This is a genomic window from Pseudomonas sp. TWR3-1-1 (assembly GCF_049896545.1).
GTDB classification, from domain to species: domain Bacteria; phylum Pseudomonadota; class Gammaproteobacteria; order Pseudomonadales; family Pseudomonadaceae; genus Aquipseudomonas; species Aquipseudomonas weihenstephanensis.
The window spans coordinates 1-11,166 of sequence record NZ_JAFCUO010000021.1 but is presented as its reverse complement, the minus strand read 5'-3'; the positions used below and the strand labels follow the sequence as shown (position 1 = coordinate 11,166).

The following is an 11,166-nucleotide window of genomic DNA, read 5'->3' as shown; positions in this document are numbered from 1 at the left end:
TGGTCCCGCAACAAAATGGTCTCTCGCTTGCGACGCCAAGGACGCCCGCCGCGACCAGAACCCCAGCCTTCGCTGCCCGCAGCCTCAGCGAGTGAGGTCATCTTGCGGCCTTCATGCGGCTTAATGCGGGACTTGAGGCTAGGTAACTTGGCCATCAGATACGCTTCCCGCTCATATAGGTTTGCGGCAGTGCATCCGGGTCAGGTTCGTCATCCCCCTCGTCCGCCAACGCTGTGATCAGTTGAGTTTGTTGAGTCGCTATCCGTTCGAGGATCGCGGTCTGCTTGATCTGCTCGGCCAGTACCTGGCTTAACAGGCCAACCAAGGAGTTCTGCGGCTCGTTCATGACTCAGCATTTGCGTAAGTTCTTGAGTCCGCTTTCATGTCGGAGAGTTCCACCACCACGATCTCAGCCTCAGCACTCACTGGCTGGATGATCTCGGGATACACGGTGATGACCGCCGTCCATGCACCACCGGCCTCAGCCTTCAGTTCAACCGATTGCACCCTGGCCAGCTCACTACCATCACTCAGTATCACCTTCGTGCCCTGAGCTAACTGGATGCTGCCGGGGCTTTTGCTCGGCGGGGGAAGGATCGTCAGCACGCTTAAAGAGTTCTTTTGCTCGTTCATATGCAATTGCCTTCCACTTGTTGAGTCGTGCGCGCCGAGTGGCGCATCCGTTACAGGCCATCAGTCTGATCGCCGTGGCAGCTTGAAGTCAGCGAAGCGATCTGCCAGGTCGGCCAGCTTCTTTACGCCCAGAAAGCCGATGAATACACCGGCTGCTGTAGCAAAGTTCTGCGGCAACCCGAAGTACTCAAGCACCGGTATCAATCCGATTGTGATCAACGTGCAGATCGCCGCTTCCAACACCGCTTGGCGCCGCGTGCCGCCGCCATAGATGATCCTGACCCCAGCCATCAGGGCTGAAAGCCCTGCGGCGTAGAGTGTCGGTGCATGTTGGCTCAGCCAGGCGAGCGCAAGCACCCAAAACTCAGGGGTCTTCTCAGGCATGGTCATCTCAATGTCCTCCCAGCTTGGGAGTGAGGGAATGTGGTTAGTCGCGCGTGAGTGGATTCAGCGCCGCGACCAGCAGCGCTTTGCCTTTCAACAGCTCGACATGAGCGAGGCTGGTCAGCTTGGTATCAACGAAGGAGTGGCCGGCGAGCATCTTGTCCAGCAACTCCATCGTGCTCCCAAGGCTATGCACCACATTCAACACAGACTGTTCGTACTCGGCGCGGGCCTTCTCGACGGCCTGGCGCACCGCTTCAATGGGTAGCCCGACACCGGCAGGATGGGCTCGCTTTAAAAAGATAGAGCCATCGGTGTACATGGCGCCATACACCACCCCATCAGCGTGGTAGGCCTCAGGCATGCGACCAAAGCCAATAATCGAGAACTGTTCGCGCTGCTTGGTGTTGAGCAGGTCGCCGGTGATGTAGAGGAATGCCGAGGGATCGCTGTTCGACAGACGCTTCAAGGCCGTGGCAAGCATGGCGACATCACCACCCACCACTGCATCGATGACAGCCTGCTTGTCACGTTTTGCTTGATCGGTCATTACCGGGCTCCAGAAACAGAAAAGGCCCGCCGATATGGCGAGCCTCGTAATAGATCAGCTCCAACAGCACTCCCGGCTTGGAGCTACGGGTGTGGCGGAGCCGAAAACGAAAAAGCCCCGGCAAATGCCAGGGCTCAGTGAACTGTAGAAAGCAAAAAGCCCAACTCAGGGTCGGGCTTTGCTCGCGGAAAAACCGCAAAGTAACGGTAAAGCTACAGATCAAGATCGATCCTGTCAAGCAGCTTTGCGCCGCAGGTCTAGAGCACCATCTATCCATGCAACACCAGACTTCCATAGCTCGCGAGTCTTGCCATATCCAAAGCCCAGACGCTTCCCGACAGTCACTAAGTCCACGTCCCGCGACGTGTAGTAATTGATGATCACGTTTCCAGATTCGGCGTAGCGGTCGCGCAATCGACCAATAAGGCTATCCATCATTAACGCATCGTCATCAGTAATCATTGGCGAGTGCAGGTCATTCTCCCTGGACGCGCAGCAGGAGACACCAGAACCCAACACCACCCAGCGGCCCCAATGCTCAAGCAAGTCTTCGACGGTTCTTTCTGTAAATTTCACTGTCCTGGTCATCACTTAGCCTCCAGCAGTTGCCTGTGAAGTGCAAAAATGTTGTCACCATCTGAGCAATGAGCGGTGTCCCTGATCCTATGCTTCTTACCGCCCTTCATTCGCACCTCAAGCACCGCGTAGCCGTTCGAAGTACCGACGCTCATTGAGCTGACATCATCAGGATTCACGGCGAGGCGTGTGCGCTTCTCAAGCAAAATCATCATTTCTAATCCTCGCCTATGGTTTATCGGTGGACGGGCTGGAGGCGGCAGAATATCCGGCCTCTAGGCTGTTCAGCGAAACTCCATTTAATGGCTCGGCAACGGCATGAATAGCCGTAAAACCGCGCGCATCAAGCCAGGCATGCCACTTCTCCAGCGCATCCCTTTTCCCCGCCTCCACCTGTGTATGGATGTACGTCTGAACATTTCGCCCCATCGCATGGTTGAGCAGCAGCTCACCTATAAGGTAGTCGACCCCCAGATCAACCCACGCGGTTCGCGCCACTTTACGCAGGTCATGACTGGTCCATTGACCAGCACCCAGCCGGGTGAAGATCGCGAGCGCCTGACTGTCGCCGATAGGGCTGCCTCTTTTGGATGGGAACAGATAGACACCCCCATAACCGCTCGCGAGTTGCGCCCTGTGATAGCGCTTGAGCAGCGAACACACTTGCTCGGTCAGCGGCAAGCTCAGCTCCGTCCGCGTCTTAGTGTTCTGTGCAGGGATATGCCACAGCTGATACTCAAGACTGATGTCCCGCCAACTTGCAAGCCGGGTTTCAGACACGCGAGTACCGTGGCACAGCATCATCAATGCCAGCATGGCCTCGCTCGGAAAAAGGGTGAAATGCTCGCCGAATTGACTCAGCAACCCCTCAACCTGACCATCACGCAGCCGAGCTGCTTTGGGATTTATCTTGGCCTTGGAAAAATCACCGAAACGTATGGTGGACATGCCATTCTTTGTGATCAGATCCAGCTTTGCGGCCTGCTTGAAGGCCAAGGCCAGCAGGCGGAAAATCAGGCGTACGTATTCCAGCGAAAGCTCGGCCTGTAGCGGCCACATCAATCGCTTATCGATCTCGGACTTACTCACACTGGCCAATGGCAAATCACCCAAGCGCGGTATGAGGTGTTTCGTCATGACGGAGTGGGCAGTGGCTTTACGCTTCTCAGATAGGCTCCGATCCTTGCTCATTCGCTCGTCGAACCATTCCAGCAATTGGCCGGTGGTGTGCCAAGTGCCCAGTGCAGGGGTTGCCCCTGGTTCGCCGACGATACGCGCGCGCACTGCAGGAAGCGCACCCAGCACCGCCTTGGTGTTGACCTCCGGATAGTTGGCGATCTTGTTCCACTTGCTATCATGAACCAGATACCAAGAACCTCTCGTTCGGTCCTGCTTGTAACGAAAGCGGAAAGCTGGCTCGCGAGCATCCCGAAGGTCGCGAATGTCACTGTCCGCATGGCGGCGGATCTCGGCGTCGGATAGCGTAACGGTAAGTGTCTTGCTCATGCGGCAGGTCTCGTTTGGATTAGGAGTAGGTAGGATCGTATCGCCTCAAGCACGTCGATGCTTCCGCGCACACAATGATCTGGTAGCTCTGCGTGGTCAGCGCCTGCAGATAGGCGTCCTGGCTGGCCGACACCGGCGCATCGAACAGATGGCAGCGCGGCCAGCACCTGCTTGGCGCTCAAGTCCGGGAACGCGCCGATACGGTGCCAACGGCGTTTGTTGACCAGGTACCAGGAGCCCCGGGTGCGATTCTTGCCAAACCGAAAATGCAGCGCAGGATGGCCGGCATCACGCAAATCCCTCACATGCTCAAGTTTGGCATTGCGACCAATCTCCGCATCCGACAGCTTCACGGTCAGGGTTTTGATTTTGGTGTTCACGGGGCACCTTCCGGTTGAGGCTGCCGGTCGACAACCTCGTAAGTGTTGGGCCACATCAGGCGGCCAAAGGTGTGGGCCACGCCTTCATGCTCAAACAAGGCCACGGCGCGGTCAGGGGCATCACTCAAATCCAACTTGTGAGCACAGCAGTGAACAGCCCATCGGTAAGCACTCGGCTCCACCTGGGCCAGATTTGGGTTAGGCATGTGCAGCACCTCCCGAACGCATGGCGCGCAATGCCGCCAACGCATTGTTACCAACCTCAGGGGCGCTGCGCTCGATACTGCGTGGCGGCAAGGCCAGCGGCATTTTTTGCAGTGGCAAACCCGCCAAAACACGGCGAACCGTGATCGTGTAATTGCGCTCGAACAGCTTGATGCTCAGGTCATGAGCAAGACGGTTGAGATTTTCAAACCCGCACTCCTTGGCCGTGTGCCAAACCGCGTCATGGGACCACTGCGCCTGCCCCGCCATTGACGGGTGCGCATTGCGGCACGCTTCGCGGTGAGCTGCGGCAAGTTTCGGCAGCCCCAGCATTTCCGCCGTAGGCGTGCACCAACCGATAAACACACCCACGTTGGGCACAAAGTCCTTGGCAGCCTGACGCGCTCGCATCAGTCCAAATCTCAGTTGCTCAGTGCTGCAAATACCCGCTTCGAGAAAGCCCTGCATCCACTGCTGCTTGGCAGCTTTGTACGTCGCCATGTCCGGCCATGCTTGCTTCCAGGCAGGAAAGATCGAGCGCAGTTCGCGGAAGAGACCGTTGATCACCTTGGCTGTCGCCTCAGACAGTCCCGCAGCGGGCCGAGCGTTTTCACTTTCACCGGCAGCGATGAACTGACCGGTTTGCACCTTGGCCCACAGGCCTGTGGCAATCACTGAAACTTGATTCATTGCGCAAACTCCTGATTGATCCATTCGGTGTCATCGTCGTCAAAGGCCTCTTCGCTACGAAGCCTGCTTGGGAATTGCCGGACGTTGCTCGCTTGGGTCTTGTCGTCCCTTGCCCACCTGACCATCAGAGATACCCACTTGGCTTGAGTATTCAGGCTGCCATCGGTTTCGTGGTGGGCCGTGAACGCGGCAATGGAGTCCTTGGTGAGCAAGTCAGCGGATACGCCAAAGTGAACGCAGTAGGTTTTAAGGAGATTGGCGTCAGGCTCCCAGTCCAGGGTCATTTCTACTGGAGACTTTGGGTCGACAGGTTGTGGGGTTGGTTCAGGAGCAGGTTGAACCAAGGCATTTTTTGCCTCAGTTGGATTTCCCCCAACTGCCGAGGATTTCTCGGGTGTTGTTTTTTGCTCTGACCCGACTGGCTGAGTTTCTTCGTTCGCGCTGAGAGGGTGGTGTTGATCTTCTTCAGGAATCAGTGAATCAGTAAATCCGGAATCAGGAATCAGGGCGTTACCTAACGGTGCCGTAACAGGCTCTAACGGTGCAGTAACGGTATTGCTCCGTTCCTTAACGTGAATCTTGCGGTCTGAGCCCTTAACAGCGAGTTTGCCGTTCCGTTCGTAAACGGTTAGATAACCGTTAATGTCTGGTAGGTCGCTGTCTTTTTCGGTGGCGTGCGGGCTCTGATGCTTGGTGAAGTTGACGACCTCAATAATCGAATGACCGTCATAGGAGAAGCGCGTAATGAAACCAGCGCCCGCGAGGTTGTTTAGGCCCGCGTCAATGTCGTAGTTATCACAGGGGAATAACTCCATTTTGATTCGTTTAACGCGATCCTCAAGACGCCCTTCACGATCAGCCAGACACCACAGGCCAATGAACAACAAGCGATCAAATGCAGGAAGGTCGACAAGAACTTCGTTGGTGAACAGTCCAGGTTTAATATTTCGTGCGCGGGCCATTACAAGGCCTCCTGTGCGGTGGTCGATGTAATAACGCGTGGTACTGATGCCGTGCGCGGCATCAAGTGGGCGGTATTGCCTGATGGCTCAATGATGCTCATAATGACTTCCGTAAATTGTTGTAAAGCTGTGAAAAAAGCCCGCCCGTCTACGGCGGCTTTTTTTTGCCTGAGACTCAGGCGTTATAGGTGTCCGGCGCATCCGTGATAGCTTTTGGCTTCCACACGAAAAGGCCTCGGAGGCCGGACATGACTGATATAACTGATAAAATCATTGCGACCATAAATGCCCAGAAAGGTGAGTTGCTCGGAGTGCATGCCATGCTGTCGGCCATCGCTCGATCGCTGCCACAGACACAGTTGCAGGTGCTACTGGAAGAGTTCGATACAGAGCTGGATGTAGCGCGATCCACCTTGGCGTACTCGCCTGTGCCGGAAGAGGTCATTTCCGGCCTCGAGAATTACGTGACGATGTGGAATGCGATTCGCCTGGAGCCAAACCAGTCTTAAGGATTTGCTGGTAGTAAGCTTCACGGCTTTCTTTATCTAACTTGAGAGTCGAGGGGCGCAGCCTTCCCGTCAGGATCGCTTGCTGAGCCTCTTCAAGAAATCGCAAGCGATCTTCATCACTCATAAGCGGCTCAAAGCTGACATGGGTCGGAGGGAACGTCGCACCCCCACGGCGGGTCGATCCAGCTGCGGCAAGACCCACTAAAAGGCCAAACACAGCTGAGCCAAATGAACAGCTGGCAAAGATCAAAGCGTCTGTAAGCATTTCGCGGCTCCTTTACTGGATGGATTAACAGCTAATCCGAGGTGCTATTTCTCCTTGGGAAACAGCGCGATAATTAACTCAGTGATGTCCTGGGCTTAAGGTCTAAGCGACCATGTCGGCCCAAGGAAAAGATGGGCAAAGATCCTCCCGTTTAATCCCCCCTTTTGTTAAGGACTCAATCTGCAACGCTCTTGGGGGCGGAATAGGACGATCGCCTGAGCACCACTGACTTACAGTCGGGGCTGAGACGCCAAGGCTTTTTGCCAGATCGGTCTGGCTCCCCATGATGCGGGCTGCCTCCCGAGCTGCTTGTGCTGGTGTCATGGGTGTTCTCCGTTAGTTCGCGAGCCAAATATAAGGCATTAGCTAATCACTAACAAGCTATTGCCTACTTACCCTGCGGATAGGCTTAATTAGGCAATGCTTACAGGTAAAGATTTAGGCGCAGCCATCGAGAGTGCTCGACTCGCCAAAGGTGTTTCAAAAAAGAAACTCGCCGAAGATTTCGGCGTGGCGCCTCCGTCTGTCCAAGGCTGGGTAAAGACGGGGCGAATTGATAAGTCCAAGCTCATGGAGCTGATGGACTATTTTTCCGATGTGGCCAAGCCATCGCATTGGGGTCTTAGCGACCGAGTGTCCGAGTTCCTCTCTGTTTCCAGTCCGACAGACATGGATGTCGTTAGAGATGAAAAGGAAAGCAACGTGATTGCCATAAATTCACGACGCAAAAATTCTGACACCAGTTTTGTGACCATCCCCCATTTAGACGTTACAGCGTCAATGGGCCCAGGTTGCGCCCCTCCTGAGCACACCATTGAAGTTATCCGTGACATAACAGTTCACGTTGATTGGCTGAAGTGCCAGGGTCTTAACTATTCAAAAATCGATAACCTCGCGATCATTGATGGCGATGGTGACAGCATGGAAGGGACTTTTCGTAACGGCGATGCACTGCTAGTGGATCGCGGTATTACTGAAATCCGTACTGACGCTATCTATGTATTCACTCTGGATGGTGACCTATTCATCAAACGGCTACAGCGCATGACTGGGGGAGCACTCCGAATGATTTCAGATAACCCGGTCTATCCAGCAATTGTGATCGAGGGCGAGCAGCTGGATAGAGTGCACATACAGGCAAGGGTTCTTCTTGTTTGGAATGCACGGAAGCTTTGAAGATAACTAAGTCATTTGTAAGTCAGGCTTGTAACTGATCTGTTTTTTTTGTAGGAGATCGCGCTATGCAAGAGCCTTCTATAGAGGAAGCCCTCCTTAAAGCTGTGGAAGCCTTAAACACGGCAACGCAGTCTTTTCGTTCAGTAGCAGCCCAATTGATTAAAGAAAACAGGCACGAAGAAGCTAAAAAAATCCTTCAGCAAGCAGACGAGTACGACCGGTTTGTGCTCTCGGTTTGCGAAGTGAAAAATCCCCTCTGGAAGCCGAGCTTGTAATAAAAGTCTGACCAGGAATCTCTAAGCCCGCCGCGTGCGGGTTTTTTTTCGTCTCCACAAAATAAATTAGCTAATGCCTATTTACATAAAATAGGCATTAGCTTATCTTGGGCTCATCGCCGGCAAAAACCGGCTACAAGCCGGAGACTCACCGGCTACCACGGTCAGGGGGAATCCTGATCCCAGCCCCCTCACGGGGACCGACTGGCTCAGCAATGAGAGTTCTTTAGAAATTGCAAAGCATCACTGGAGCACCTTCATAGAGGGTGCTCTGGGATGCCGCTTATGCAGGTAAGCAGTTACAACACGCAGGTAGCAATCGCCTTGTCTCCGCTATAAGGGGATGAGATTTTCAAGGTCCATCCATCTCTAAAAATAATGTTACTGCTTTTCAGCATTCCTGCGATTTGAGGACAAAGCTCTCTGGCCTCGCTTGCATTCATATCCAGTGAAATATCAACGCTGCTATTCCAGCCGGAAACAGAGCATGGTTCGGAAAGCATATTTGTGCCATCCAGCATTTTGCAAAGTGCAAACGCATAACCAACAGACTTGTTTGAATTTTCATCAGCAAAAGCTTGAGTGATTCCGCCGCACAAGAATGCAAGTCCTGCAACCACACCCGTCAAATAGTTCTTCTTTGTCACTTCCTTGTCCCTCGTCACTTTTTAATGAATTTTGAATCTCCAAGAATAACAGCGGCCAATAGCCATCACCAGCTGGACACTTTCACTGCTGCACCTGGACAACCGGGTGCATTGGGAAAACAACCGAGAGCACATCATGGAATCGACAATCGTTGACGGCGCATGGAAAGGCCACCTCGGCCGTGGCCTTGCGCCGCGAGAGCTGCAATTCGTTTTATCGGTCGCTCAAGGCCTGACCGCCAAAGAGATCGCCAGAGTGTTCGGCATTGCACCGGGCACCGTGGTCAAGCGTCTGGCCAACGCCATGTTCAAACTCGGCGTTCATCGCCAAGGCGCACTGATAGCTGAAGCGATGCGCCGCAAGATCATCACCCCGCTCTGCCTGCTGCTGGCTGGCCTGATCGCCATCCACACCGCCACTGACGACCAAATGGCCCGCCGCGACCGCCGCCCCACAGAGCGCCGCTTTGCAGAACTGCGCTTGATACGTCGCGCAGAGCCAGTCGACCTGATCGGCTAATCAATACGAACAGCATCACTTCTGCCCATTTGTTGAGTGGGCAGCGGGATGACAACCCGAGGAATAAACAATGACCAAAGACGGCGTCAACGGGCCAGTGGAAGTTCAGATACTGGTTCACATAACCAGCGAGACACAAAACGGTGTCGCAACCATCGGCCTTGGAATGGGCAAGTATCCAACACCGCAGCAGATCGCTGAACGCCTCGAGAGGTTCTCGACTGAAGAGCTTCCAAAGATTGCACCGGGGTATCGATTACAAACATCTGTTGAGTTTTTTGACACTGCCTGCCTCGAAAAAGCCGGACAGACATTTGCGACCCCGACCAGTTGGAAAAACTGGAAGCCAATCAACTGAAAGCATCACTTCTGCCCATTCAATGAGTGGGCTTTGGGATGCGGACGAGCACACACCGCTTAGCGGCCCCCTGCACTCACTACCACCCAATACAACACGGAGGATTTGCAGCCATGCACATTTAACTCACCAGGGCCCGCCCACTCCGCGCGCCCCGGCCTTGCTCTCACATACGGAGGCGTTGTTGAGAGCGCTACACAGCCCGGTTTCGACCGGGCTTTTCAATTCTGCGGTTATTCGTCAGTACTCAGTCCAACGCTTGAGCGCTGACGAATACCCGTAACCCTGTCGAGGATCGACCATGTCCCAAACAATCGCTCAACGCCTAAGCAATCTCGAAGGGTTGCGCAAACTCACCCGCAAGGCCACCACGGAGTTCTACCAAAAGCCCGGTGTAACCGATCGCTTCAAAGTGAAAGCCGCTGGCTTCAACTGCTTCGAAGTCGTTGAACGTACAACAGGCCGCGTTGTGACTTCCGCACCATGCTTTGGGTACTCCAACGCCTACCGCCAAACACTTGAGCTTGAGGCGCAAGCCGATGGTTTCAGCATCAGGCAATTCGGCCGCTTCCTGCGCGATTGGGCACTGCGCATCAGCGTGATGCTGACCATTTTCGCCTTCTTCGGCAGCCACGTTTGAAACGCACCACCACCTCAGCGCACCGCCGCCTTCGCCAAATTCAACATCACCTGCCGCCCAGCGGACTAGAAGAAGCAGCCTATGGCCAAAACTCCCACCGAACGCAAGCGCGAACAACGCTCGCGGGACAAGTTGAGTGCACAGGAAAAAGAAGCGCTGTTGCTGTCACGAAAGATTGTCACGGCTCTATATCACAACGATGACGCCGCGCTTAAACGAACAATGGCACGCACCGGGATTGATGAGGAACAGGATCTAATTTCGCGCTTCATACGCGGTGCAGACCGCATGAGCGACCAGCAACTGGCTGAGCTGATCCGCCTACCGTAACGGCCCTCCATGACTGTCACGCCGACACGTCACAAGCATTAAATAACTTCGCTGCATCCGGTCACGGAGGGCGGCGCCATCCCGAGGTAATCCCATGCCCATCCGCAACTGCATCATCCATCAGATCGATAAGAAGCCAGACGGCACGCCTGCTGTTCTGCACGTCAGCAGCGCGGAACTGGTCGAATCCCAAGCCACTGAAAACCTGCTGAACGACTTCAACGAGGCGTACAACGCCAAGCAGGGCAAGGGCTGGGGGTTTTTCCACCCTGAGTCAGGCGCCTACCCGTTGAGCGGCTGGCTTAAGACCTTTTACGATGGCGGCGACTTTCTCGAATTCAGCCGCACCGCTGTCGAACACCTGACCAAGCTGATGGAAGAATCGAACCTTTCCGTTGGTGGCCACGTTCTGTTCGCGCACTACCAGCAGGGTCTCACTGAGTACCTGGTCATCGCTATGCTCCAGCAGAGTGAAAGTGTGACGGTGAATGCTGACCTCAGCGTTACGCCTTCCAAGCATCTGGACTTCGGCAATATCCACTTGGCTGCTCGGATCAATCT

At 54.6% G+C, this 11,166-nt stretch carries 21 protein-coding genes; 8 read left to right on the top strand and 13 right to left on the bottom strand.

Annotated features, from left to right (window positions below; all coding sequences use genetic code 11):
* Positions 1-154: 154 nt before the first annotated feature.
* From ACP7A4_RS22620 to ACP7A4_RS22570, 11 genes are all read right to left on the bottom strand, one after another.
* A complete protein-coding gene (locus ACP7A4_RS22620; RefSeq protein ID WP_426248438.1) occupies positions 155-346 on the bottom strand; it encodes a hypothetical protein in 192 nt (63 codons plus the stop codon).
* Positions 343-633 carry a hypothetical protein gene (locus ACP7A4_RS22615; protein ID WP_053076075.1) on the bottom strand — a complete coding sequence of 97 codons (291 nt, stop codon included), beginning with the start codon at positions 631-633 and terminating at the stop codon, positions 343-345. The genes ACP7A4_RS22620 and ACP7A4_RS22615 overlap by 4 nt, the downstream gene beginning before the upstream one ends.
* A gap of 60 nt (positions 634-693) precedes the next feature.
* Positions 694-1,023 carry a phage holin, lambda family gene (locus ACP7A4_RS22610; RefSeq protein ID WP_048366050.1) on the bottom strand — a complete coding sequence of 110 codons (330 nt, stop codon included), beginning with the start codon at positions 1,021-1,023 and terminating at the stop codon, positions 694-696.
* Between the two features lie 37 nt (positions 1,024-1,060).
* Positions 1,061-1,567 (bottom strand): hypothetical protein, encoded by a 507-nt coding sequence (locus ACP7A4_RS22605; protein WP_426248436.1) that lies wholly within the window; start codon positions 1,565-1,567, stop codon positions 1,061-1,063.
* A gap of 234 nt (positions 1,568-1,801) precedes the next feature.
* Entirely contained in the window at positions 1,802-2,155 is a 354-nt protein-coding gene (locus ACP7A4_RS22600) for an antiterminator Q family protein (RefSeq protein ID WP_426248435.1), read from the bottom strand.
* On the bottom strand, positions 2,155-2,358 hold the full coding sequence (locus ACP7A4_RS22595) for a hypothetical protein (protein WP_426248434.1): 204 nt from the start codon (positions 2,356-2,358) through the stop codon (positions 2,155-2,157). Before ACP7A4_RS22595 ends, ACP7A4_RS22600 begins: the two co-directional genes overlap by 1 nt.
* A 13-nt stretch (positions 2,359-2,371) precedes the next feature.
* Positions 2,372-3,649, bottom strand: coding sequence for a tyrosine-type recombinase/integrase (locus ACP7A4_RS22590; protein WP_426248433.1), 1,278 nt, complete (start codon positions 3,647-3,649; stop codon positions 2,372-2,374).
* Complete coding sequence (locus ACP7A4_RS22585) at positions 3,646-4,029, bottom strand: hypothetical protein (protein ID WP_426248431.1); 384 nt, start codon at positions 4,027-4,029, stop codon at positions 3,646-3,648. Before ACP7A4_RS22585 ends, ACP7A4_RS22590 begins: the two co-directional genes overlap by 4 nt.
* On the bottom strand, positions 4,026-4,235 hold the full coding sequence (locus ACP7A4_RS22580; RefSeq protein WP_426248430.1) for a hypothetical protein: 210 nt from the start codon (positions 4,233-4,235) through the stop codon (positions 4,026-4,028). The genes ACP7A4_RS22585 and ACP7A4_RS22580 overlap by 4 nt, the downstream gene beginning before the upstream one ends.
* Positions 4,228-4,923: a replication protein P gene (locus ACP7A4_RS22575; protein ID WP_426248393.1), complete on the bottom strand. Its 696-nt coding sequence runs from the start codon at positions 4,921-4,923 to the stop codon at positions 4,228-4,230. The genes ACP7A4_RS22580 and ACP7A4_RS22575 overlap by 8 nt, the downstream gene beginning before the upstream one ends.
* Complete coding sequence (locus tag ACP7A4_RS22570) at positions 4,920-5,885, bottom strand: DnaT-like ssDNA-binding domain-containing protein (RefSeq protein ID WP_426248429.1); 966 nt, start codon at positions 5,883-5,885, stop codon at positions 4,920-4,922. The genes ACP7A4_RS22575 and ACP7A4_RS22570 overlap by 4 nt, the downstream gene beginning before the upstream one ends.
* Positions 5,886-6,133: 248 nt before the next feature.
* On the opposite strand from ACP7A4_RS22570, the gene ACP7A4_RS22565 reads away from it, so the two are divergent.
* Positions 6,134-6,394: a hypothetical protein gene (locus ACP7A4_RS22565; protein WP_426248428.1), complete on the top strand. Its 261-nt coding sequence runs from the start codon at positions 6,134-6,136 to the stop codon at positions 6,392-6,394.
* A gap of 367 nt (positions 6,395-6,761) precedes the next feature.
* Here ACP7A4_RS22565 and ACP7A4_RS22560 read toward each other — a convergent pair whose 3' ends face one another.
* Positions 6,762-6,983, bottom strand: coding sequence for a transcriptional regulator (locus ACP7A4_RS22560; RefSeq protein ID WP_426248427.1), 222 nt, complete (start codon positions 6,981-6,983; stop codon positions 6,762-6,764).
* 96 nt (positions 6,984-7,079) lie between these two features.
* Between ACP7A4_RS22560 and ACP7A4_RS22555 the strand changes: the two genes are divergently transcribed.
* On the top strand, positions 7,080-7,835 hold the full coding sequence (locus tag ACP7A4_RS22555; RefSeq protein ID WP_426248425.1) for a S24 family peptidase: 756 nt from the start codon (positions 7,080-7,082) through the stop codon (positions 7,833-7,835).
* A gap of 65 nt (positions 7,836-7,900) precedes the next feature.
* Positions 7,901-8,110 (top strand): hypothetical protein, encoded by a 210-nt coding sequence (locus ACP7A4_RS22550; RefSeq protein ID WP_426248424.1) that lies wholly within the window; start codon positions 7,901-7,903, stop codon positions 8,108-8,110.
* Between the two features lie 299 nt (positions 8,111-8,409).
* Here the strand turns inward: ACP7A4_RS22550 and ACP7A4_RS22545 are convergent, their stop codons facing one another.
* On the bottom strand, positions 8,410-8,757 hold the full coding sequence (locus tag ACP7A4_RS22545) for a hypothetical protein (RefSeq protein ID WP_426248423.1): 348 nt from the start codon (positions 8,755-8,757) through the stop codon (positions 8,410-8,412).
* 136 nt (positions 8,758-8,893) lie between these two features.
* Here ACP7A4_RS22545 and ACP7A4_RS22540 point away from each other — a divergent pair, with 136 nt between their 5' ends.
* From ACP7A4_RS22540 to ACP7A4_RS22520, 5 genes are all read left to right on the top strand, one after another.
* Positions 8,894-9,277, top strand: coding sequence for a response regulator transcription factor (locus ACP7A4_RS22540; protein WP_426248422.1), 384 nt, complete (start codon positions 8,894-8,896; stop codon positions 9,275-9,277).
* A gap of 70 nt (positions 9,278-9,347) precedes the next feature.
* Positions 9,348-9,635, top strand: a complete 288-nt coding sequence (locus ACP7A4_RS22535; RefSeq protein WP_426248421.1) for a hypothetical protein — start codon at positions 9,348-9,350, stop codon at positions 9,633-9,635.
* A gap of 301 nt (positions 9,636-9,936) precedes the next feature.
* Positions 9,937-10,275 (top strand): hypothetical protein, encoded by a 339-nt coding sequence (locus ACP7A4_RS22530; protein WP_426248420.1) that lies wholly within the window; start codon positions 9,937-9,939, stop codon positions 10,273-10,275.
* Positions 10,276-10,356: 81 nt separating this feature from the next.
* Positions 10,357-10,605 (top strand): hypothetical protein, encoded by a 249-nt coding sequence (locus ACP7A4_RS22525; protein ID WP_426248419.1) that lies wholly within the window; start codon positions 10,357-10,359, stop codon positions 10,603-10,605.
* A 94-nt stretch (positions 10,606-10,699) separates the two neighbouring features.
* Positions 10,700-11,166: nucleoid-associated protein (locus ACP7A4_RS22520; RefSeq protein WP_426248417.1), on the top strand; the 467-nt coding region annotated here is incomplete at its 3' end.